A 22529-nucleotide genomic window follows, 5' to 3' on the forward strand; every position below is an offset into this window, starting at 1 on the left:
ACGCACCTTTCATTATTGCTTCGCAATAAAGGCCTGACCGCATTCAGGGCAGAATTTAGGCATTCCGTTTTTGGTGTCAATTGCTGCACCGCAGCTGCTGCAGACGGCAGTGCCTGTATCAGCGGGCTTTGGCTTGCCGCAGTTGGAGCAGAATTTGCCGGTATTTTCAGTGCCGCAGCTGCATGTCCAGCTGGAGGCGGCAGGCTGAGCTTGTGCTGCCGGCTGCGGCTGTTGCGGCTGTTGTTGTGGTGCTTGCTGCTGTTGTGCTGCTTGAGCTTGATTGAATTGTGAGAATCCGGAGAGGTTCTGTGCGCCCATGTTCATTGCCATAAAAGCACCTGCCGCGCCGTTCGGATTGGAGCCGGCTGCTTGAAGTCCGGCTGCGACTGCGCCCTGGACATAACCCTCACGAATGTTCGGGTCGCCCAGCATTGCACCTTGATTGCGCATGTTAATCAGCTTCTGGCTGTCATCCGTGTAGGAGATGCTGGCTACTGCCACTGAGACAATCTCAATCCCGCGAAGCTTTTTCCAGTCATCGTCAAGGACATCTGCCATCAATTTACCAAGCTCAACACTTTTCGAGGTAATGTACGAAATGCGCTCGCCCTGAGCAGAAAACTGGTTAATCGCAGTGTTTAAGGCTGACATGAATTCGGAGACATATTGCTCATTAATGTCTGAAATCTCGACCTGGTCCATATTTTTGGGAATAGCGTTGATGTAAAATGACACCGGGTCCGTAATCTTCACGCTGTAGCTGCCGAAAGTACGCAGGAAGAGCTCGGCATTGTAAAAGTTGTCGAAATACTGCAGAGGCGTTGCTGTACCGAACTTAATGCCTTTGATTTCCTGCAGATTGATGTAGAAGACCTGCTGCTTCTGCGGCGAAACACCGCCGTATTTGAAGCGGTCAAAACTTTCATCGATGGCAGCCGACAGGTTTCCGCGCAAAAGTGAAGGGGCCGACGCATTTTTCACCTGATAATAGCCTGGCTCTGCGCTGAAATCGACAATTTTTCCGCCGTCAACCAGCAGCATCATGGTGTTTTCATTGATGTGGATGACAGAGCCGTCTGTGATAATGTCGGCCGTGCCTTTTTTGTTGGAGCTGCGCTTGTCGTCTTGACGTACGGCCACGCCTTTTGTCATGACCGTTTGTGCGCCCATGTCCTCCGGCTCAATGACTTCAACCCACTGGTCTGCTAGTGCCCCGCCGACGCTGCCGATAGCTGCTTTTATGATTCCCATTTTGTTTCTCCTCATGATAATGATATTAATGGTGATTAAATTAATTGGATTTATTATAACAAAAAATCCGCGGGAAAGCGGATTTCTTTGCGGCGTCAGAGTCATAGTTATAGACACTTTTTACATTTTGTCCAGTGATGGGCATAATTTAGACAGAACGTTTATTTACAGACGCTTAAACAAGTAATATTTTGTTGCTCCTTCAAACGGACAGTCTTCTAATATCCCGAATACTTTGTAACCCAATTTTTCGTAAAATCCGAGAGCTTGAAAACTCAGAGTACTCAGTGTGATTAGCTTGGCACAAGCTTCAACCACTGCTTTTTCCATCTTGTCCATCAGCAGTGTCCCGTAGTCCAGGCCGCGAAAACGCTCGTCAATGGCGAGTCCGTTGATATGGAAGTTTTCAAAGGTCATGGAGCCGACGATTCCACCGACGGTTGCGCCGTTTTCGTCGACTAAGGCAAAGCCTAGTTTTTGCTCATTGGCTGAGTTTGTGCCTGCATATTCAAACATTTTCGGCAATAGGAGCGAATCAATTTCCGGGTTCAGTGTGTTGAATTCTTCCTTGATGATTTTCATTGTCTTTTCCTTTTTAATTCTGCCAGGGGGGCTTTGGGACAGGCTTGAGCGGCTGTGCTCAGTCGCTGATTTTGAGCAGGGACTTGATGACCTGGCGATTGTCCATAGCGTCATAGGCGTCTTTGATATGGTCTAAATCGAAGGTCTTGGTAAATACTTTGCCTGGCTCGATTGAGCCGTCTAAGACAGCTTTGAGGAGGCGTTCGCGGTCGTATTTGGCGACTGAGGCGATGCCTCCGGTGATGCCGATATTTTTGCGGAAGAGCTGGTCCATGTACTTGTTGTAGTCAACGTCATGGGGCAGGCCGACTCGGCCCACGTTTGCGCCTGCACGCGCGACCATGAAGGCGGTTTTGACAGACTGTGCTGTTCCGACACACTCCAGCACAGCATCTGCGCCGATTCCGTCTGTCAGCTCTAGGACTTTCTGGACAGCTTCATCGCCGCGCTCGGCAATAATGTCGGTTGCGCCGAAAACCCGCGCCAGGGCTGCACGGTCTTCATGACGGCTCATGGCGATGATTCTTGAGGCACCCAGGAGTTTAGCTGCAATCACGCCGCACAGGCCGACCGCACCGTCGCCGAAGACAACAGCTGTGTCTCCGGGCTTGACGCCTGCGCTGACCGCCGCATGATAGCCCGTCGGCATGACATCGGCCAGGGTTGTCAGTGACGCCAGTTCTTCCGGCGTGTAATCTGACGGCTGGCCGGGAATTTTCACCAGACTGCCGTCTGCATTGATAGCACGCAGGAATTCTGCCTGATAGCCGCTTGTGTATCCGGCCTCCACATTGATACAATTCGCCTCAAAACCTGCTAGACAAACTGGACAATGCCCGCATCCATGTGTAAATGGAATGATGACAAAATCGCCGATTTGTATATTTTTGACAGCAGAGCCGATTTCGTCCACTACACCTATTGCTTCATGGCCGACCTGTCCTGGCTTCATATTCGAGAGGCCGCGGTACCACCATAAATCAGAGCCGCAGACACAGGCGCGTACTACTCGGACGATGGCGTCTGTGTCATTTTTCAGCTCTGGACGCGGGAGTTCACGGGCCTCGATTTTCCCTTTTTCAACAAAATAAGCTGCTTTCATTTTCTTACCTCCTTGGTTTGAACTGGATGAAGTTCTTATTCTATTAATTTTATCACATATTTTAATCCATGGGAGAATACATCCGCTGGCAATGTCCAAATTGACACTCCGAACATCTGAAATTCACTTCGAAAATTAGACACTTGCATATTTTTGTCTTTTTTGCTATAATACATCTATTAAGTCCTTCGGGATCCGAGGCCGCCTTTATGGCGGCCGATTTTATTTGATAAGCTCTATGAGCTTATTTTTTATTTCCTGGAACTTTTCTTCCGGCATCATCCCCAACTTTCTTTGAAAGCGCCGTGCATCTATCATTCTCACTTGAGAGATATTTGCCGATTTTATTTCCCCTTGAAATTCATAGGAAATAAAATTCTTACTTTCTTTATTAGTTGATGTCAGAGGTACAACTATAGCGTTATACTTTCCTAGCCGCTTGATAACTAAAGCTGGACGTTCAAATTGTTCGTGTTTTCCATCAATTTCATAGCCTACATTCACACCAAAAGAGCACCACCAAATTTGACGTTCTTTGAAGTAAAAGAACTTCTTTCTATCATTCAAAAGCTTCTTTTCTTTGTTCCAATTATCAAAATCCTTGACATAGTTATTCATTCACTCCCTCCGATATCTATTTTGCTAAAAAATGAATGAATCATCGCCTCAACTATCTTTATGTCTTCTTTTGGAGTGCCATTTTTAGCAGATATAGATAATTGTATGCCTGAGAATTCAAGAGAGAGATTTTGTCTCTCTTTATCTACATCCGCCGTTTTCGACGCTTGAAATTTTTCTTGATTCACATTATTCGTATTTAACTCATTATTTTTTGTTCCGTCCACGAGAAAATCGTTTTCTGCTTTGTTTGAATTTGTCGGATACACTTTCATACTTTCTATAAAAGCTTTGGATATTTTATCTGCATCTTTCTTTTTTACACCATAGCTATTTTCAATAAAAGTGGATATAACTTGTGGACTTTGGGTTATATTTGTAGTGTATCTATCAATCAATTCCTTATAAAAATTAGGAGAAGTTAGCGCTTCTTTAATAAAGTTTTCTACATCATCACCAATTTTTATATTTTTGTAAAGTTGAGAAACTTGAACAAACGCATCTTTAGGATAATCCAAAAGTCCAAATTGTTTTGCTGCACCAATCTTGATAGGAAATGTTCCAGAGTTCCTATTAGCAAAATTAAGTGTTTTTGCTGCTGTCGTAATTTCCGTAGAACTTGTTCCAAGCTTGTCAACGAGCGTTTCTACGAAGGCAAATGCCTCTTGATAAGAAATTTTGGGTGGAAGTAATTTTGCCATATCTATATCGGCTTTCTTTGATTTTGACTAAATTATACCTTATTGTTTTCTATTTTGTCAAGTTTAACGTCTATTTTTTGTTCTTTTTAGTCCCTTTATTGTTATATACTTATTTTACACTTGTCTACCCTATATTTTACCGCAATCAGTGAAGTAACACATTGAAACAATAAAAAAAGTCACCAAACAGTGACTTTTTGCTAACTTTATTTAACATTGTCAATCAGGCCAAGCTCCTTGGCAATGTCCAAATTCACTCCAAGGACATTGACTGTGTCTTCGCCCAGAAAGCCGAGTGTTTTTCCCTGAGTGTTTTTGTCAACGATTTTCTGCAGGTCGGCTTCACTGATTTTCGTGGCTTTTGAAATTGCCGGCAGTTGGATTTTCGCGCTGGCTGGGCTGATGTCCGGGTCGAGTCCTGAGCCTGACTGGGTCAAAAGGTCGGTTGGAATTTCTGATTTTTCGACATCCGGATTGGCTTTCAGGAAAGCGGTCATGTCTGCTTCTACGCGCTTCGTGAGTTTCGGATTGCTGGGCGCATAGTTGCTTGAGCCTGACGCTACTCCTGTGTAGGTCCCGTCTGTCTTTTCGGTCTCGGTATAGCTGTTGTAGTTTACAGCTGACGGACGACCTTTGAGGAAGCGCGCATCATTACTAAAGTCCTGGCCAATCAGCGAGGAGGCGACGACCTTGCCGTCAGCTGTGATTTGGCTGCCGTTGGCTTGATGAGGGAAAATCGCCTGGCCTAGGCCGGTCATCAGTAAAGGATAGAAAAGTCCGCAGATGCAGATGAAGACAATGGTGACCAGAAAAGGTGTTTTTATTTCTGAGAGTATTTTTTTCATATTCTGCCACTCTCCTTTCTATAGGCCTATCATGTGCAGAATGGGTGCAATGATGAGGTCGATGATTTTTATTCCGACAAATGGGGCGATGACGCCGCCTAAGCCATAGACGAGCATGTTGTGCGTCAGCATCTTCTCCGAGCGCTGGGGCTTATACTTGACGCCTTTCATGGCCAGCGGAATTAGAATCGGGATGATAATCGCGTTGAATATCAGGGCTGATAATATCGCGCTGGAAGGGGTTGAGAGTCCCATGATATTGAGCACGCGCATTTCTGGAATGGCCAGCATGAACATGGCTGGGATAATCGCAAAGTATTTGGCCAGGTCATTGGCAATGGAAAATGTCGTGAGGGCGCCGCGTGTAATCAGGAGCTGTTTGCCGATTTCTACGACGTCTAGTATCTTGGTGGGGTCGCTGTCGAGGTCGACCATGTTGGCGGCTTCTTTGGCGGCGCTGGTGCCTGAGTTCATGGCGATGCCGACATCTGCCTGAGCCAGAGCGGGTGCATCGTTGGTGCCGTCGCCTGTCATGGCTACGACTTTGCCTTCTGCCTGCTCTGCTTTGATGGCTACAATCTTGTCTTCGGGCTTACATTCGGCAATGAAGCTGTCAACACCTGCTTCCTGGGCAATAGTGGCGGCGGTCAATGGGTTATCGCCTGTGGCCATGATGGTTTTGATGCCCATTTCACGCAGCCGGGCAAAGCGTTCGACCAGTCCCGGTTTCACGGTATCTTTCAGATAAATCACGCCGAGGATGCGGTTGTTAAGGCAGACTGTCAATGGTGTGCCGCCAGCCGATGAAATTTCGTCGGTGATGGCTTTCAAATCTGCCGGTATTTGGCCGCCAAGGCCTTCAACGTGTGCAATGACCGCATCGGATGCGCCTTTGCGGATGCTGGTTCCGTCCGGCAGGTCGACACCGCTCATGCGTGTCTGCGCAGTAAATTCGCTGAAGCTGGTATTTTCCGGCAAATCAAACGTTTTATTCTGCTCTTCTTCGGCCAGCTTGACGATGGATTTACCCTCAGGCGTCTCGTCTTGCAGTGAGGTCAGCACTGCGTTTTCAGTTAGAAATGCAAGACTGACGCCCTCAACCGGGTAAAATTTTGCTGCCATTCGATTGCCGAAGGTGATGGTGCCGGTTTTGTCCAGAATCATCGTATCAACATCGCCGCTGGCCTCAACTGCCTTGCCTGACATGGCAATGACGTTAAAGCGCGTCACACGGTCCATTCCGGCAATGCCGATGGCGGACAATAGGCCGCCGATTGTTGTGGGAATCAGACAGACGGTCAGCGCGATTAAGGTTGGTACCGCGAGCTTGACATTGACAAATGCAGCAATGGGATACAGTGTGACAATCACAATCAGGAAAATGATGGTTAGGCTGACCAGCAAGGTGTTCAGGGCAATTTCGTTCGGTGTTTTCTTGCGCGAAGCACCTTCTACTAGTGAAATCATCTTGTCCAGGAACGACTCGCCCGCATTCGAGGTGATGCGGATTTTCAGCCAGTCGCTGGCGACGGTGGTGCCTCCGGTAACTGAGGCGAAATCTCCTCCGGACTCTTTGACGACAGGCGCGGATTCACCTGTGATGGCAGATTCGTCAACCGAAGCTATTCCCTCAACGACTTCACCGTCGTTTGGAATCAGCTCACCGGCTTTGACTAGGACGATGTCGTCTTTTTTCAGCTCTGAGGCATCGATGATTTTTTCTGTCTCGCCATCGCTTTCGATGATTCGCGCTTTCATGTCCTGCTGCGTCTTTTTCAAGCTCTCAGCCTGTGCCTTGCCGCGGCCTTCTGCGACCGACTCGGCAAAGTTGGCAAAGAGCACCGTGATGAACAGAATCAGCGCCACGATGATGTTGTAAATTTGCGTGGAAGCGCTGACTCGTCCGAACAGATTCGGAAAGATGGACAAGACCAGCGTGATGACAAAGCCGATTTCGACGACGAACATGACGGGATTTTTCATCATGTAAGCCGGGTTGAGCTTGGTAAATGACCCTTTGATTGAAGTCTGAAGAATCTCTGAATTCATCATTTTTTTCTTTTTTGTACTCATTTTTCAGCCTCCTTTACATCGTCAGAAATTCTGCAATCGGCCCCAGCACCAGAGCAGGCAGGAAGGTCAAGGCCGAGATGACAATCACAATCACAAACAGGACGATGGTAAATGTGCCGGTGTCCGTTTTGAGCGAGCCTGTCGACTCATTGACCGGCTTTTTCATCATCAGAGAGCCTGCGATGGCCAGCTGAATCACGATTGTCAGATAGCGCCCGAAGAACATGGCAGCGCCTGTCGTTATATTCCAGAAAGCTGTGTTGTCAAGCATGCCCTCAAAGCCTGAGCCGTTATTGGCCGAGGACGAAGTATACTGATAGACGATTTGAGAGAGGCCGTGAAAGCCCGGATTGCTGACTCCGGCGACTCCAGCTGCGACGGAAACCGCAATCGCTGTGAAAGCCAGGATAATCAGAGGATGGACAATGATTCCCAGAGCGGTCAGCTTCATTTCCTTCCCCTCAATTTTCTTGCCCAAGTAAACCGGTGTACGTCCAATCATGAGCCCGCAAATAAAGACAGTGAGAAGCACATACATGACCATATTCATCAGACCCACGCCCTTTCCCCCGAAAACGACGTTCAGCATCATGTTCATCATAGCCACAGCCCCGCCCAGAGGCGTCAGCGAGTCATGCATATTATTGACCGAACCCGTCGTAAAGGCCGTGGTGATTTCGGTAAATAGGCCGGACATGGTGATACCGAAGCGAGTTTCCTTCCCTTCCATGCTGCCCATGGCTTGACTGAGCCCCAGCTCTTTGAGAATCGAATTCCCCTGCGACTCCGACCACAGAATCACTGCAAGCCCCGCGACAAAGAGGACAGACATGACGATGAAAATCGGACGTGCCTGACGGCCCAACCATACTTTCTTCGCTTTCTTAGTGCTTTCAGCCCCCGCCTGCTCACGCTTCCTGTCAGCCGCCATATGCCCGAAAGCAACCACGACAGAGCCCGGCATCAGCGTCATAGACAGCATCTCAACAATATTTGTAATGACATTCGGATTTTCAAACGGCATCGCAGAATTCGCCGCAAAGAAGCCGCCGCCGTTGGTACCCAGATGCTTGATGATTTCAAGCGCCGCCACCGGCCCCAGCGCAATATCCTGGAGTTTTCCGTCAATCGTATGCACCGTCAAATTCGCCATCAGCGTCTGTGGCACCCCCTGTGAAATCAGAATCAGCGCGCCGATAATCGAGAAAGGCAGCAGCACACGCGTAATCACGCGCACAAAATCCACAAAGAAATTTCCCATATTCTGATATTTGCCCGACAGACCGCGAATAAAGGCCATTGCCGCCGCAAAGCCAGACGCCGCCGAAGCAAACATCAGAAAAGTAATCACAATCATCTGGCTCAGATAAGACAAAGCCGACTCGCCCGCATAATCCTGCAAGTTCGTATTCGTGACAAATGAAATCACCGTATTGAAGCTCAAACCCTGCTCCATGCCGGAAATCCCATTCGGATTGAAAATCGGCAGCGCCTGCAGCCGCAGAACAAGATAAGCCGCAAAAACCATCACCGCATTCGTCAGCACCAGTGAAACCGCGTACTTCTTCCAGCTCATGCCCTTTTTATCTTTTTGACCGATTAGCTTGAGAATAAAATTATCAATCGGATTAAAAAACCGGTCAGCAAAAGTATGCTCACCCGCAGCAATATGATACAAATACTTGCCCGTCGGCAGCATTAACAGCACCGCCAAAAGCAAAACAAAAACCACTTGTGCAATCATTATAGCTTTGCCTCCTTAAAACCTGTCCGGATGAATCAGCGCATAAAAGAGATAGGCCGCCAGGAGCACAATAATTATTCCTAAAACAATAAACATTTCGAAGTCCTCTTTCTATTCTTTCAATCTTTGATTTGCTTGTCGCACCAGGCAATCAAGCCCAGAATCAGCGCAAAACCTGCGACTAAAACTAAAAGCATTAAAATATCCATCAAAGTTTTTTCCTCCGTTTGAGAGCATTCTAGCATTTATAAAGTTAAGTTGGTGTAAAGATTTCGGGTGCTGTATAAAGATTTTGTAAAGATTTTTTGCGCAAAAAAACTGCACAGATAGGCAGCTTTTGTATGGCCTGACTCGAAATAAAAAGTAAGCGTCAGAACTCAGACTTCAATAATCAGATTTTTGTCCCTTTTCATACTCCAATTTGAACAAATCATAATTCTGCTCAATAATCCTTCTCACATAGTTCAGAATTGACCTACGTGAAATATTTCCGGCCAGCAGCTCTCCTTCCAGACTCACAGAGGCAATATCTTCGCCGGCCAATTCTACATGAACATGAGGAGCACCGATATGATTGTACTCATTATATTTTACAATGATTTTTATTCCATATTCAAAATAATAACCCGGCATCAACTCACTCCCTGTTCTTGCTTGTACTGGCTAATGATTGCCTCAAGCACTGGTCTCTTTTGAACAATAGACTCAGCTAAACATCTCTGTTCTGCCTTTGTCATCTCACCGTCAACTAGCTCTCCAGCTAAAGTAAAAGTTCCAATGACGCCATCGGCATCTGAAATTTCTACATAGGGATTCTCTCGCCGCAAATTGACTGGACTTGGAATAACATCAACTCTTAATTCCAAACCGCCTTCAAATACAAAATCTGACATCATGACACCTCGCTTATTTATACTTACATTTTACCACATTCACCAGTGAATTTTATTATCGCTAGAGCATGAAAATATCTGTGTCCTATCATTCCACCTTAACCATCCGATAGCCCACCCCAATATGCGTCTGAATCATCCGCGGCTCTGCCGGGTCGAGCTCAATCTTCTTGCGCAGCGTATTGGCAAACACGCGCAGGTCGGAAAAATCATCGGAGTGGTAGCCCCAGATTTTCTTGACAATAAAGTTGTAGGTCAGCACACGGTCTAGGTTATCAGCCAAAAGGCAGAGCAGTTTGTACTCAATCGGTGTCAGGTGAATTTCCTGTGTTCCGACAAAGACCTGATTAGAGGGGAAATCTATCTTCAGCTTGCCGTTAATGAACTGTTTCTTCTCAGAGACGGCTGCCGGATTTTCTCTGGCAAAGGCAGCCCGGCGCAGGCTGACGCGGAGTCTGGCGAGCAGTTCGTCTGTGCTGAAAGGCTTGGTCAGATAATCGTCGGCGCCTGCGTCCAGTGCTTCTATCTTATCTGTCGCCTCGCCGCGCGCGCTGACCACGATAATCGGCAGCTGCGAAAAGCCGCGTAGTTTCTTGATAATTTCGCCGCCGTCCATGTCAGGCAGGCCTAAGTCCAGAATCAGCAGGTCCGGTGTATGAGCTACCAGCTCACGCAGCCCGTCTTTTCCCGTCTGAACTGCTGTATAATTATAGCCTTCGACTTCCAGGGTCAGAGACAAGAGTTTGTTCACCGACGGGTCGTCTTCGCAGATTAAAACTTTAATTTTCTCATTGTCCATCTGATAAATTCACCTCCGTTAGGGGCAGTGTAAAGCCGATTACTAGGCCTTTAGGCACATTGTCCCGCACATAAATTTCGCCGCCGTGTGCAGAAATAATTGACTTGCAGAGTGACAAACCCAGTCCTAGTCCGCGTTTTGCGTCAGACACGGCGTCTTCCATTGAGTAAAATGTATAGAACATATCAAAGATTTTGTCTTTTTCTTCATCAGTCACGCCGGGCCCATTATCGGAGACCTCAACTCTTATTTTTTCTGCGCTGCGCGAGGTGGTCAGGGTAATTTCGGAGCCCTGTGGTGTATATTTTACCGCGTTGTTGATGATATTTATCAGCACTTGAACCATCAGCGGCGCGTCCATCTTTGCGGTCAGCACCTCTTTCGAGAGGTTCAGCTTAAAGTCATGCTGGTTCAGGTGACGGTCAACATGTTCCAAAGCTTCTTCCACTACTTCGTCAATGACATTAGTCGTGAGTTTCAGCTCGATATTGCCGTCAAGCCGGGTAATCGACAGGAGATTTTCAATCAAGTTAATCAGCCACATCGAGTCATCATAAATGTAGGCCGACAGCTCTTCTTTCTGGACATTTGTCAGCCCATTGTCCGTTGTCATCATGAGCTTCGCGTTTCCGGAAATACTGGTCAATGGCGTGCGCAGGTCATGCGAAATTGCCCGCAGAAGATTGGCCCGGAGCTGCTCCTGCTGCATTTTCAGCTCTGTCTCCTGCTGCTCTTCACGCAGAACTTCCTTTTCCAGCGCCAAAGCCGCTTCGCCCAGAATGGCCAGCACAATTGATTTATCAAAGGCATCCAGCTCGGCCCGGCCGTTCATCAGAATGCCGATGACTGCAAAAATCCGCTCTTTTCGCCGCACGGACAAATAAAGGAATTTGGACGCAGACAGCGTATTTGTCGTTGCACCTGCCCGCTTATTATTATGCAGTACCCAGTCGGCCACGCCCTCTTCTTTGAGCGCTTCGTAGCCTGCGGCAGTCTGATTTGAATCCGGCCGCGCAAAATAACGGAAATCCTGAAGCGCACCGTTTTCCACTGGATAAATCACAATATCACGCTCCAGCAATTTGCCAAGCTGCTCCGCCACTGCATCCAGCACTTCCGCCTCTGAATCCGGCAGCTGCAGCTCACGGTTTGTCTGCAGAAGCACCTCCGTGCGGTAAGATTTTTCCGCCGAAAGCCTAGCCTGATTCTGAATACGCTTAATCAAAGTCGCCGTAATCAAACCAGCCGCCAGCATAATCACAAAAGTCACCGGATAGCTGGGATTAAAAGCCTCAAAAGTGAAATAAGGCGCCGTAAAGAAATAATTAAAGCAAAGCACTGACAGGACCGAGGAAATCACACTGAAAATACGTCCCTTGGTAATCACAGCATTGAGCTGAACACCTAAAATGTATATCGTAATGATGTTGGAAACATTAAAATTTAAATACTGAAAGCCCAGGCCCAGCAAAGTGACAACCACCAGCATCAGCAAAGTCTTCGCCAAATCACTCGCCGAAAAATAGGGCTTAGCAAAGTGATAAAGCTTCCATAAAGGCTTCTGGCTCTCCAGCGGCGTGCCGTTGGGAATCACGTAAATGTCCAGATTCGGAGCAATCTGATTCAAACTGTCCACAATATTCGCTTTCAGAAAAGGCCAAGGCCTGCGCTCAAGCGACTTCCCGATAACCAGCTTAGAAACCCGGCTGACCTTGGCATACTCTGCAATCTGCTTGGGCAAATCATCTCCATAAACCACCGTAATCTTCGCGCCCAGCTGCTCAGCCAGACGCAGATTCTGCCGCAGCCGCAGCCGGTCCTCAGGCGTCTGGTCATTTTCCACATTTCCGACATAGAGCGCCGTAAAATCCGCCTTAAAAGCCGCCGACAAACGTGCCGCCGCCCGAATCACATAGGTTGACGCAGGCGAAGGCGAGACACAAACCAGAATGTGCTCGCGGCTGTAGGAGCTATTCTTGTCTATCTGACTCGCCACCGCCCGGTGATTGACCTGGTCCGCCGTCTTGCGCAGTGCAATCTCACGCAGCGCCACCAGCTTCTCCTCAGTAAAAAAGTTCTGAACCGCCCGCGCCGCCTGAGTTTTCTTATAAATCTTGCCCTTATTCAAACGCTCCAGCAAATCCGCCGGCTCCAAATCGACCAGCTCAATCTGGTCTGCCTGGTCGAAAATCTCATCAGGAATCCGCTCATTCACGTGAATCCCCGTGATTTTCTCGACCACATCATTCAGACTCTCAATATGCTGAACATTGACCGTCGTATAAACATCAATGCCGGCACGCAAAAGCTCGACCACGTCCTGAAAACGCTTCTTATTCCTAGAGCCGTAGGCGTTGGTATGCGCCAGCTCATCCACTAGAATCAGCTGCGGTTTTCGCTCCAGTGCGGCATCCAAATCAAATTCACGCAGCTTCACGCCTTTGTAGATAATTTTTTTCGTGGGCAGAACTTCAATCCCATCCAGCAATGCCATCGTTTCAGGCCTAGCATGCGGCTCGATATAACCGGCAACCACGTCAAGACCATTGGCTTTAGCCTCCCGCGCATCTTCAAGCATGGCAAAAGTCTTCCCGACGCCCGCTGCATAGCCGAAGTAAATTCTTAATTTTCCTTGTTTCATTTTCACCTGACTCTATCATAACATTTTATTGGTGAAAATTTTCTACTTTTTCATTTAAAAAGACAAAAAAGTTTAGTCCTCGTACTTATCCCCGATTCGACAGAGGGAAAATAGACAAGATACTGCGAATTGTCCTCAAAATCCGAATCCCGTAAAACTGCTCAGCACTGAAAAAATCAAACAGCCTGTCCATAATCGATTTATAAATGCGAAGTTTTACCCGTGTCTGCATTGTTTCCAGAACATCATCAAATTCAAGCCGCGGAAATCATTTCTGCTGCAGTAATAGCACTGAAAATACACTGACTGTTTTAAGTATCAGCTGATAAACTTCCGCTTTTCGCAGCGTTTTATTTCCGTGACGGTCTTTGCTCTCATGCAGACTTTGCCCGCCGGCAAGTAAGTAAAAAAAGTGCAGATAAGCGCCATTTGTTTAAAAACAAAATAGCACTTACCTGCACTTTTAAATACTGATTTAGCCGACTAAACTGCCGTTCGGCACAGCTTTATCGACTTCGCAGACCCAGAGCTGCTTGCCGTCCGGACTTTCAGCCGAGAGAATCATGCCCTCACTGACGTATTTGCCCATCATTTTACGCGGTTTCAGATTTGCCACGATTTGCAGTTTCTTCCCGAGCAATTCCTGCTCGTTCGGGTAGAATGCCTGAATGCCTGACAAAATTGTCCGCGGCTCAGCATCTCCAGCATCCAGCGTAAATTTCAGCAGTTTCTTCGAACCTTCAACTTTTTCAACCTGCAGCACTTCTGCGACACGAACCTCAATTTTGTCAAAATCCTCAAAGACAATCTGGTCTTTATGGTCCAAAATTTCTTCTGTCACTGCTTCCTCCTCCTTTTCATCTCCAATAAATGTGTTCACTCGGGCAATTTCCTCTTCACGGTCCAGGCGCGGGAAAATCGGCTCACCATGCGGGGTTACAGGATTTACGAAGTCATAATCAAAACTCAGATTTTCAATCGGAATCTGCTTATCCTCCGTCAGACCGAGCTGGGCAAAGATTTTCTCGCTGGTATCGTGCATGAAGGGCTGCAGAAGCGCAGCTGTCACGCGCAAATTCGCCGCCAGATGATACAAGACATTGTTCAGTTTTGACTTATCAGCTTCTGATTTGGCCAGAACCCAGGGCTGGGTCTCGTCGATATACTTGTTACTGCGGGAAATCAGCGTCCAGATTTCCGACAATGCGACAGAAAACTCGAATTTGTCCATGGCCGCGTGATAATTATTCAGACTGGTCTGTGCGACTTCACCCAGCTCCTGGTCAAATTCACTGGCCTCTCCGCGCTCAATCCTGCCGCCGTTGTACTTGTTAATCATCGCCACCGTACGGTTCAGCAGGTTCCCGAGGTCATTGGCCAAATCAAAATTAATCCGGTCAATATAGGACTCAGCGGTGAAATTGCCGTCATTGCCAAAAGGCATTGCCCGCAAAATGAAGTAACGGTACGGGTCCAGCCCATACTGCGCCACCAGCGGCTCTGCGTAGACCACATTGCCGAAAGACTTCGACATTTTGCGGCCGTTGACCTGATACCAGCCGTGGCCGAACACCTGCTTCGGCGCAGGCAGCCCCAACGCATGCAGGAAAATCGGCCAGTAAATCGTGTGGAAACGCAGAATGTCCTTTCCGACCATATTCACGCCCGGCCAGAATTTTTTGTACAAAGAATCATCATCTGTGCCGTAACCCAGCGCCGTGATATAGTTGAACAAGGCGTCCAGCCAGACATAGATGACATGCTTCGGATTCGACTTAATCGGAATTCCCCAGGTAAAAGTCGTACGCGACACGGCCAAATCTTCAAGACCCGGCTTGATGAAAGTGTTAATCATCTCATTCTTGCGGGCTTCCGGCTGAATAAAGTCGGGGTGCTCCTCGTAATACTGCAGCAGCCAGTCCGCGTATTTGCCCATGCGGAAGAAATAAGACTCTTCCTCGACCCATTCCACCTCGTGATGAGAAGGCGCCATACCGCCGGTCACATTGCCGTCCGCATCGCGATAGACCTCCTCCAACTGTGATTCCGTGAAGAATTCTTCGTCGGAGACACTATACCAGCCGGCATACTTGCCCAGATAGATGTCGTCCTGCGCCAGCAGCTGCTCGAAAATCTTCTGCACGGCCTCTTCATGATAGCTGTCCGTCGTACGGATAAACTTGTCATAAGAAATGTCCAGCAGCTTCCAGAGCGCTTTGACATCTTCAGCCATCGGGTCTAGATATTCCTTCGGCGTAAGTCCCGCCTCCTCTGCCTTCTGCTCTATCTTCTGCCCATGCTCATCAAGCCCCGTCAAATAAAAAGTCTCGTAACCCATCAGCCGCTTATAGCGCGCCAGCACATCGCAGGCAATCGTCGTATAAGTCGAGCCCAGATGGAGCTTGCCCGACGGATAATAAATCGGTGTGGTGATATAAAAAGTCTTGTTCTCAGTCATTCCTTTGCCCTTACGTAATAAAAAAGTCTTGCACTAATTATAGCACAAGACCTGGCGAATTTTAACCGCCAAGATAAGCTTTCTGAACCTCTTCAGACTGGAGTAGTTCCTCACCCGTTCCGGACAGAATAATCTTCCCCGTCTCAAGAACGTAGCCGCGGTCAGCAATTGACAAGGCCTGTTTGGCATTCTGCTCATTCAAGAGCACCGTCGTGCCCTTTTTCTGAATGTCCACGATGATGCTGAAGATTTCCTGAATCAGCTGCGGCGCAAGTCCCATTGATGGCTCGTCCAGCAAGAGGAGTTTCGGCGTTGACATAAGCGCCCGTCCCATGGCCAGCATCTGCTGCTCGCCGCCTGACAGGGTCGCTGCGTCCTGATTTTTTCTTTCTTCAAGCCGCGGGAAGCGCTCAAAAACTTCTTTCAGATTTCTGGCGTTCTCTGCGCGGTCTTTCTTCAGATAGGCGCCCATTTCCAGGTTCTCAAGCACAGTCAGGCCTGGAAAAACGTGGCGTCCTTCTGGTACTTGAGAAAGGCCCATGGCTACGATTTTCTGCGGCTGCATGCCTGTGATGTCCTGGTCAAGAAAGGTGATTTTGCCTTGCTTCGGGCGCAGCAGACCAGAAATCGTGTGAAGCGTCGTCGTTTTACCGGCGCCGTTCGCCCCAATCAGCGCCACGATTTCCCCCTCTTTGACCTCAAAGCTGATGTCGCGGACGGCTTCTATCATCCCGTAGTTCACAGAAATATTTTCAATTTTTAACATTTTTTTGTTTCCTTTTCGAGTTCGACATGCCAGAAGCTAGGAAATTAGATAAAATTAGAACCTGCCTAAAGGCAGAACCTAATTTTCCTAAATTTCTACGCTTCTTAGCGGGCATGTCTCGCATCAAGCTCCTCCACCTAGATAAGCCTCGACAACTTTCGCGTTATTCCTGATTTCCTCCGGCGTGCCCTCAGCCAGGAGTTTGCCGTAGTCAAGGACGTAAATCCTTTCGGTCACTTCCATGACAAGGCTCATGTCGTGTTCAATCAAGACAATCGAGATACCGAACTGCTGCTGAATGCGTCGAATCAGCGCCGTCAAATCGGCCGTCTCCTGCGGGTTCAGTCCAGCCGCAGGTTCATCCAGGAAAACAATTTTCGGCCTGGTTGCCAGGGCACGGACGATTTCCAGGCGGCGCTGCTCGCCGTAAGGCAGATTTCGCGCCAAAGTGTCCTGAAAGCCTTCCATTTCAAAGAGTTTCAGCAAATCAACGGCCCGCTGGTGCTTCTCTTCTTCTCTTTTGTAAAATATCGGCAGACGAAGCAGATTCGCGAAGAAACCGTATTTTTTGCCGGCGTCCATGGCGACTTTGATGTTGTCAAGCACGCTCAGGTCTTTGAAAAGCCGAATGTTCTGGAAAGTCCGGGACAAACCGGCCAGCGCAAATTTATAAGGTTTCTTGCCGTTCAGCAATTGTCCGTTCAAGGTGACTGTGCCTGAGCTTGGCGTATAGACACCGGTCAGCAGGTTGAACAGTGTCGTTTTTCCGGCACCGTTCGGGCCAATCAGGCCAATCAGCTCGGAATCGCCGATTTCCATTGAAACATCGTCAACCGCTGTTAAGCCGCCGAATTTCCGGGTCAAATTTTTCACTTCTAACAATGCCATTATTTGTTGCCCTCCTTTGCTGCACTAGATTTAGGCTTACGATTGATAATTTTTGAAAGCTGGAATTCACTGAGCCCCAGAAGTCCGCCTGGTCTGAAAATCATGATAAGAATCAGTATCAGTGAATAAATAATCATACGCAATGAGCCGAAGTCCTGCAGGAACATGTTCAAAATGCCGAGAACGATTGCCCCGACGATTGACCCAGTGACTGAGCCAAGTCCGCCGAACACGACGATAATTAGGATATTGACGGAATTCATGAAGGTAAAGTCTTTCGGAGTAACTGTGCCGATAAATCCTGAGTAGAGAGTCCCTGCAATGGAGGCTGTGACGGCACCGAAGACAAAGGCTGTCACTTTGACCTTGGTTGCGTTGACGCCGACCGATTCTGCCGCGATTTCATCGTCACGCACCGCACGTATTCCGCGCCCATTGGCCGACAGGCCGAAGTTCAGGCTGAGAATGGTCGTGATAATCACAAAGACGTAGACCATCTGCCAGCTGGTAAATAACGGGATGCCGGTCATGCCCGCTGCGCCGTTTGTCAGCGAGCCGCCGTTGATGACGAGGATTCGGAAGATTTCTGCCACGCCCAGCGTCGCAATGGCCAGGTAATCGCCTTTCAGCCGCAAGGTAGGTACACCGACAATCAGCGCCGCCAGTCCCGCTATCACCATACCGACCAGCATGGCCAGGAAGAAGCCCAGGTAAGTCCCGGTCTGTCCGCCGATGATGGCCCCAGAATAGGCGCCAATCAGCATGAAACCGGCATGCCCCAGCGAGAATTGGCCCGCAAAGCCGATGATAACGTTCAGACCGACCGCGAGGATGATGTTAATGCCGATTTGCGTGATAATCTGCACTATGAAATCATTGAAAATACCGAACTGAATGAGAAGACTCAGAATCGCATAGGCTGCAATGAAAAGAATCAGCCAGCTGATATTTACTTTTAAATTCTTTTTCATCAGACTTTCTCCTTTACATTTTTACCTAGGATTCCCGAAGGACGAATCAGCAGAATCACAATCAGGATGACGTAGACAACCGCGTCCTTGTAGCCGGCGATAAATGAGAGCTTGCCAGGCAGTGACTGCGCCACGGTCTCAATCAGACCGATGACAATGCCGCCGAGCGCCGCGCCAGGAATGATGCCGATACCGCCGACAACCGCCGCGATAAAGGCCTTGATGCCAGGCACCATGCCCATCAGCGGGTCAATTGAGCCGTAATAAAGCCCAATCATCACGCCTGCCGCCCCTGCAAGCGCAGAGCCAATCGCAAAGGTAAAGCTGATGGTCCGATTCACGTTGATGCCCATCAGCTGCGCTGCGTCCATTTCGACAGAGACGGCCCGCATGGCTTTGCCCATTTTTGTTTTCTGGACAATAAACTGCAAGATGAGCATCAGCAGGACTGACGTGACCAAAATCATAATCTGGATGTTGGTGATGACCATGCCTAAAACATGGAACTGCACGACGTTTATTACCTGCGGAAAAGCCCTTGACCCAGAGCCGACCAAGAAAATCATGCCATTTTCCAAGAGAAAAGACACACCAATCGCTGTGATGAGCGCCGCAATTCGCGTCGAATTCCGAAGCGGACGGTAAGCCAGATATTCAATGACAACGCCTAAAACTGCACAGAAAATCATGGCTAGAATTAAGGCCAGAAAAAAGTTCATGTGCAGATTATTTATCAGATAATAGCCGACAAAAGCGCCAACCATATAGATGTCGCCATGAGCGAAGTTTATCAGCTTAATAATGCCGTAAACCATGGTGTAGCCCAGCGCGATTAAAGCATATACTGATCCGAGAATCAGTCCGTTTAGTATTATTTGCATTTTTTCCTTAATAATCAGTGACCAGCTGATTTCCCGGAATTTCTAGTTTCCCGGGAAATCAAATGATCTTGTTTCATTTCTTAGGGTTTAATCACTTCTGATGAGGTTGTAACGCCATTTTCCAGCTTAATCACAATCGCAGATTTGACCGGATTATGGTCGGCATCAATCGTCATCTCGCCCGTAATGCCGTCGAAGTTTTTCACCTTGCCGAGAGCCGTTGCGAGCTCTTTTGAATTCTTCGCGTGGCTGTCTTCCTGGGCCTGCTTGATGTAATAGATGCCGTCATAAGCTAGAGCTGCAAACATGCCTGGATCTTCGCCGTATTTCGCTTTGTAGGCTTTGACAAAATCAGCAGTTTTGTCTGAAAGACTCACCTCTGCCGAGTAGCAAGAAACATAGTAAACATTTGTTGCCGCTTCTTTTCCAGCCAATTCCACGAAAGATGGGTCTGCAGCGCCGTCGCCGGAAAGAATTGGTGCTTCGATGCCAAGAGCTCTCGCCTGTTTGGTAATCAGCCCAGTTTCATTGTAGTAACCCGGCAGAATAATCGCATCGAAATCTTCACCCTTGATTTTTGACAATGTCGCCTGGAAATCAGTGTCGCCGGCCGTAAAGGTGACCTTGTCGACAATTGTCCCGTCATAGTTCTTGTCAAACGCGGCTTCAATACCTTTGGCATAGTCTGAAGAGTTGTCGTAATACATGATGACTTTCTTCGCCTTCAGATTATTGGTGACATAGCTTGCCAGAACCTTCCCCTGGAAACTGTCCTGGAAAGTGTTGCGGAAAGCATAAGGATTGACTTTTCCTTTTGTGACCGTATAAGCATCAGCCGTCGCAGTCGGCGAAACAATGCCCACAGCACTCTTCGTGGCCGTCGGCAGCATTGACATAGCCCCGCCTGAAGTAGCCGGCCCAAAGATGACATTGACCTTGTTATTTGAAATAAGGTTGCTGGCAATCGTTGCGGCCTCTGCATTATCAGACTTGTTGTCTTTGGTCGTCATGACAATTTTTTTGCCGTCAATTCCGCCGTCGGCATTGATTTCTTTAATCGCCAGGTCGGCACCGTCTTTGATAGCAGTCCCGTAAGCTGAGACGCCGCCGGACAGCTCAAGGTCGCCGCCGATTTTAAATGTGTCGCCGATTGTAGTGCCCGAGCTTGAGGAACTGCTAGGCGCTGCACTACAGGCGGTGAGAGCGGCAAAGCCGACAGTCATCATGACCGCTGCGGCCATAAATCTCTTTGTGAATTTCATAAAATAACTCCTTTTTTATCAATAAAATAGTTTTCACTAAAATACTCACTTTTTAAGTAAGTAAAAATCATTTTATCAAATTGTCAGAAAATTTGCAACTATTTTGAATTAATTTCTTTTATTATATTTTAAAAGAAACAGGAAATCTTGAAATAGCTTGATAGTAAGGGCTTACAAATAGAAAAACGAATTCCAGAATTCGAAATTCGTTTTACTTTTTAATTCAATTCTTTGCGGCTTTAGCGGGATAACTTTCGGATAGGAACTAAAATTGTTCCCGCAGGAGAAATTCAGCCAAAATCACGAAGACAAGTTCTTGTTTTTAGAGAAGCTCTTAATAGCCGCCCATCATAGATGGGTCCATGGCTGGCGCTGCAGGAGCTTTCGGCTCAGGCTTGTCAGCCACAACTGCTTCAGTTGTCAGAACCATAGCCGCAACGCTGGAAGCATTCTGCAGGGCGGAACGTGTTACCTTGACTGGGTCAATGATACCAGCATCTACCATATTCACCCAAGTGCCGTTGGCTGCGTTGAATCCTTCGCCCTCTGCGCGGTTTTTCAGCTCATTGATGATGACTGAGCCCTCATAGCCAGCATTAGCAGCAATTTGGCGAACAGGCTCTTCCAGAGCACGGAGCACAATGTTGACACCAGTTGCTTCATCGCCTTCAACGTCAAGTTTGGCCACTTCTTTGATGACAGTAGCCAGAGCGACACCGCCGCCGGCCACGATACCTTCTTCAACAGCCGCACGAGTTGCATTCAATGCATCTTCAATGTGCAGCTTCATTTCCTTAATTTCAGTTTCAGTTGCTGCACCGACCTTGATAACAGCCACGCCGCCGGCCAGTTTAGCCAAACGCTCCTGCAGCTTCTCTTTGTCAAAGTCTGAAGTTGTCTGCTCAATCTGAGCTTTGATTGTCGCAACACGCTGTGCCAGAGCCGCTTTATCGCCAGCGCCCTCAACCACAGTTGTCTTGTCTTTATCAACAGTTACCTTACTTGCAGAGCCGAGTGACTCAATCGTTGCATCTTTCAGTTCAAGACCAAGCTCTTCCGTAATGACTGTACCGCCTGTCAAGATGGCCAAATCCTCAAGCTGCGCTTTACGGCGGTCACCGAAACCAGGAGCTTTTACAGCAACTACATTGAAAGTGCCGCGAATCTTGTTCAGGACCAGCGTAGGCAAAGCCTCACCGTCAACATCATCAGCCACAATCAGAAGTGCGCGACCGGCCTTAACCACAGACTCAAGCAGCGGCAGGATTTCCTGAATATTGGAAATCTTCTTGTCAGTGATGAGAATATAAGGATTATCCAGGTCTGCCACCATTTTTTCAGTGTCAGTCACCATGTATTGTGACAAATAGCCACGGTCAAACTGCATGCCTTCAACGACATCCAGCTCAGTCTGCATGCCTTTAGACTCTTCAATAGTAATGACGCCGTCTGCGCCGACTTTTTCCATGGCATTTGAGATGTACTCGCCGACTTTTTCACTGCGGCTTGAAACAGTCGCTACCTGGGCAATTGCATCTTTGCCTGAAACTGGAATCGCCAGTTTCTTAAGCGCCTCAACGGCAGTTTCAGTGGCTTTTTCAATTCCCCGGCGGATACCGATAGGATTAGCTCCGGCAGTGACATTCTTCAAGCCCTCGCGTACAATTGCCTGTGTCAGCAGTGTCGCAGTGGTTGTACCGTCACCAGCGATATCATTCGTCTTTGAGGCTACTTCTGACACGAGTTTTGCGCCCATATTCTCAAAATGGTCTTCAAGCTCGATTTCTTTGGCAATGGTAACGCCATCATTGGTGATGAGCGGTGAACCGTATGACTTCTCCAGCACCACATTGCGGCCTTTTGGTCCAAGCGTGATTTTCACTGTATCCGCTAGAATATCGATACCCTGCACGATGGCTGAGCGGGCATCAGATGAAAACTTTATTTCTTTTGACATATTTGATTATCGACCTTTCTTATTAACTGAGTTCAACACGCCTGAAGCTAGGAAAATAGATAAATCAGAACCTGCCCTGCGGGCAGAACCACGATTT

General features: G+C 48.0%; 20 protein-coding genes. All 20 read right to left on the minus strand.

Translation table 11 applies throughout. From position 1 onward, the window contains the following. Positions 1-12 precede the first annotated feature (12 nt). The 20 genes from ACYQ2E_RS02095 to groL all read right to left on the minus strand — a co-directional run bounded on the left by ACYQ2E_RS02095 (position 13) and on the right by groL (position 22432). The gene (locus ACYQ2E_RS02095) at positions 13-1251 is read right to left on the minus strand and encodes an SPFH domain-containing protein (RefSeq protein WP_460016400.1); all 1239 of its coding nucleotides are present in this window, start codon (positions 1249-1251) and stop codon (positions 13-15) included. Positions 1252-1416: 165 nt separating this feature from the next. Continuing rightward, positions 1417-1833, minus strand: a complete 417-nt coding sequence (locus ACYQ2E_RS02100) for a GNAT family N-acetyltransferase (RefSeq protein ID WP_460016401.1) — start codon at positions 1831-1833, stop codon at positions 1417-1419. Positions 1834-1891: 58 nt separating this feature from the next. Then, positions 1892-2935, minus strand: a complete 1044-nt coding sequence (locus tag ACYQ2E_RS02105; RefSeq protein WP_460016402.1) for a zinc-dependent alcohol dehydrogenase family protein — start codon at positions 2933-2935, stop codon at positions 1892-1894. Between the two features lie 222 nt (positions 2936-3157). Then, entirely contained in the window at positions 3158-3553 is a 396-nt protein-coding gene (locus ACYQ2E_RS02110; RefSeq protein ID WP_460016403.1) for a type II toxin-antitoxin system PemK/MazF family toxin, read from the minus strand. After that, a complete protein-coding gene (locus ACYQ2E_RS02115; RefSeq protein WP_460016404.1) occupies positions 3550-4254 on the minus strand; it encodes a hypothetical protein in 705 nt (234 codons plus the stop codon). The genes ACYQ2E_RS02110 and ACYQ2E_RS02115 overlap by 4 nt, the downstream gene beginning before the upstream one ends. Positions 4255-4460: 206 nt before the next feature. Beyond that, positions 4461-5099 carry a K(+)-transporting ATPase subunit C gene (locus ACYQ2E_RS02120; RefSeq protein ID WP_460016405.1) on the minus strand — a complete coding sequence of 213 codons (639 nt, stop codon included), beginning with the start codon at positions 5097-5099 and terminating at the stop codon, positions 4461-4463. Positions 5100-5117: 18 nt separating this feature from the next. After that, the gene (kdpB, locus tag ACYQ2E_RS02125; RefSeq protein ID WP_460016406.1) at positions 5118-7172 is read right to left on the minus strand and encodes a potassium-transporting ATPase subunit KdpB; all 2055 of its coding nucleotides are present in this window, start codon (positions 7170-7172) and stop codon (positions 5118-5120) included. Positions 7173-7185: 13 nt separating this feature from the next. Beyond that, the gene (kdpA, locus tag ACYQ2E_RS02130) at positions 7186-8913 is read right to left on the minus strand and encodes a potassium-transporting ATPase subunit KdpA (RefSeq protein WP_460016465.1); all 1728 of its coding nucleotides are present in this window, start codon (positions 8911-8913) and stop codon (positions 7186-7188) included. 18 nt (positions 8914-8931) lie between these two features. Further along, on the minus strand, positions 8932-9012 hold the full coding sequence (gene kdpF / locus ACYQ2E_RS02135) for a K(+)-transporting ATPase subunit F (protein ID WP_460016466.1): 81 nt from the start codon (positions 9010-9012) through the stop codon (positions 8932-8934). Between the two features lie 288 nt (positions 9013-9300). Further along, positions 9301-9549, minus strand: coding sequence for a DUF4160 domain-containing protein (locus tag ACYQ2E_RS02140; protein ID WP_460016407.1), 249 nt, complete (start codon positions 9547-9549; stop codon positions 9301-9303). Next, positions 9549-9812, minus strand: coding sequence for a hypothetical protein (locus ACYQ2E_RS02145; protein ID WP_460016408.1), 264 nt, complete (start codon positions 9810-9812; stop codon positions 9549-9551). Before ACYQ2E_RS02145 ends, ACYQ2E_RS02140 begins: the two co-directional genes overlap by 1 nt. A gap of 85 nt (positions 9813-9897) precedes the next feature. Further along, on the minus strand, positions 9898-10608 hold the full coding sequence (locus ACYQ2E_RS02150) for a response regulator (protein ID WP_460016409.1): 711 nt from the start codon (positions 10606-10608) through the stop codon (positions 9898-9900). Continuing rightward, positions 10598-13249, minus strand: a complete 2652-nt coding sequence (locus tag ACYQ2E_RS02155; protein WP_460016410.1) for a DUF4118 domain-containing protein — start codon at positions 13247-13249, stop codon at positions 10598-10600. Before ACYQ2E_RS02155 ends, ACYQ2E_RS02150 begins: the two co-directional genes overlap by 11 nt. Positions 13250-13724: 475 nt before the next feature. Further along, on the minus strand, positions 13725-15707 hold the full coding sequence (metG, locus tag ACYQ2E_RS02160; protein WP_460016411.1) for a methionine--tRNA ligase: 1983 nt from the start codon (positions 15705-15707) through the stop codon (positions 13725-13727). Between the two features lie 61 nt (positions 15708-15768). Continuing rightward, positions 15769-16473 (minus strand): ABC transporter ATP-binding protein, encoded by a 705-nt coding sequence (locus tag ACYQ2E_RS02165; protein WP_460016412.1) that lies wholly within the window; start codon positions 16471-16473, stop codon positions 15769-15771. A gap of 123 nt (positions 16474-16596) precedes the next feature. Next, positions 16597-17361, minus strand: a complete 765-nt coding sequence (locus ACYQ2E_RS02170) for an ABC transporter ATP-binding protein (RefSeq protein ID WP_460016413.1) — start codon at positions 17359-17361, stop codon at positions 16597-16599. Next, positions 17361-18332, minus strand: a complete 972-nt coding sequence (locus ACYQ2E_RS02175) for a branched-chain amino acid ABC transporter permease (protein WP_460016414.1) — start codon at positions 18330-18332, stop codon at positions 17361-17363. The genes ACYQ2E_RS02170 and ACYQ2E_RS02175 overlap by 1 nt, the downstream gene beginning before the upstream one ends. After that, entirely contained in the window at positions 18332-19213 is an 882-nt protein-coding gene (locus tag ACYQ2E_RS02180) for a branched-chain amino acid ABC transporter permease (protein ID WP_460016415.1), read from the minus strand. Before ACYQ2E_RS02180 ends, ACYQ2E_RS02175 begins: the two co-directional genes overlap by 1 nt. 80 nt (positions 19214-19293) lie before the next feature. Beyond that, entirely contained in the window at positions 19294-20475 is a 1182-nt protein-coding gene (locus ACYQ2E_RS02185) for an ABC transporter substrate-binding protein (RefSeq protein WP_460016416.1), read from the minus strand. 334 nt (positions 20476-20809) lie between these two features. Next, positions 20810-22432, minus strand: coding sequence for a chaperonin GroEL (groL, locus tag ACYQ2E_RS02190; protein ID WP_460016417.1), 1623 nt, complete (start codon positions 22430-22432; stop codon positions 20810-20812). Positions 22433-22529 lie beyond the last annotated feature (97 nt).

The organism is Lactovum odontotermitis (genome assembly GCF_054658595.1).

What these genes read in the sequence shown, in the direction of transcription:
- ACYQ2E_RS02095 (WP_460016400.1), bottom strand. Translation starts at nt 1,251, where the DNA reads ATGGGAATCATAAAAGCAGCTATCGGCAGCGTCGGCGGGGCACTAGCA.
- ACYQ2E_RS02100 (WP_460016401.1), bottom strand. Translation starts at nt 1,833, where the DNA reads ATGAAAATCATCAAGGAAGAATTCAACACACTGAACCCGGAAATTGAT.
- ACYQ2E_RS02105 (WP_460016402.1), bottom strand. Translation starts at nt 2,935, where the DNA reads ATGAAAGCAGCTTATTTTGTTGAAAAAGGGAAAATCGAGGCCCGTGAA.
- ACYQ2E_RS02110 (WP_460016403.1), bottom strand. Translation starts at nt 3,553, where the DNA reads ATGAATAACTATGTCAAGGATTTTGATAATTGGAACAAAGAAAAGAAG.
- ACYQ2E_RS02115 (WP_460016404.1), bottom strand. Translation starts at nt 4,254, where the DNA reads ATGGCAAAATTACTTCCACCCAAAATTTCTTATCAAGAGGCATTTGCC.
- ACYQ2E_RS02120 (WP_460016405.1), bottom strand. Translation starts at nt 5,099, where the DNA reads ATGAAAAAAATACTCTCAGAAATAAAAACACCTTTTCTGGTCACCATT.
- kdpB (WP_460016406.1), bottom strand. Translation starts at nt 7,172, where the DNA reads ATGAGTACAAAAAAGAAAAAAATGATGAATTCAGAGATTCTTCAGACT.
- kdpF (WP_460016466.1), bottom strand. Translation starts at nt 9,012, where the DNA reads ATGTTTATTGTTTTAGGAATAATTATTGTGCTCCTGGCGGCCTATCTC.
- ACYQ2E_RS02140 (WP_460016407.1), bottom strand. Translation starts at nt 9,549, where the DNA reads ATGCCGGGTTATTATTTTGAATATGGAATAAAAATCATTGTAAAATAT.
- ACYQ2E_RS02145 (WP_460016408.1), bottom strand. Translation starts at nt 9,812, where the DNA reads ATGATGTCAGATTTTGTATTTGAAGGCGGTTTGGAATTAAGAGTTGAT.
- ACYQ2E_RS02150 (WP_460016409.1), bottom strand. Translation starts at nt 10,608, where the DNA reads ATGGACAATGAGAAAATTAAAGTTTTAATCTGCGAAGACGACCCGTCG.
- ACYQ2E_RS02155 (WP_460016410.1), bottom strand. Translation starts at nt 13,249, where the DNA reads ATGAAACAAGGAAAATTAAGAATTTACTTCGGCTATGCAGCGGGCGTC.
- metG (WP_460016411.1), bottom strand. Translation starts at nt 15,707, where the DNA reads ATGACTGAGAACAAGACTTTTTATATCACCACACCGATTTATTATCCG.
- ACYQ2E_RS02165 (WP_460016412.1), bottom strand. Translation starts at nt 16,473, where the DNA reads ATGTTAAAAATTGAAAATATTTCTGTGAACTACGGGATGATAGAAGCC.
- ACYQ2E_RS02170 (WP_460016413.1), bottom strand. Translation starts at nt 17,361, where the DNA reads ATGGCATTGTTAGAAGTGAAAAATTTGACCCGGAAATTCGGCGGCTTA.
- ACYQ2E_RS02175 (WP_460016414.1), bottom strand. Translation starts at nt 18,332, where the DNA reads ATGAAAAAGAATTTAAAAGTAAATATCAGCTGGCTGATTCTTTTCATT.
- ACYQ2E_RS02180 (WP_460016415.1), bottom strand. Translation starts at nt 19,213, where the DNA reads ATGCAAATAATACTAAACGGACTGATTCTCGGATCAGTATATGCTTTA.
- ACYQ2E_RS02185 (WP_460016416.1), bottom strand. Translation starts at nt 20,475, where the DNA reads ATGAAATTCACAAAGAGATTTATGGCCGCAGCGGTCATGATGACTGTC.
- groL (WP_460016417.1), bottom strand. Translation starts at nt 22,432, where the DNA reads ATGTCAAAAGAAATAAAGTTTTCATCTGATGCCCGCTCAGCCATCGTG.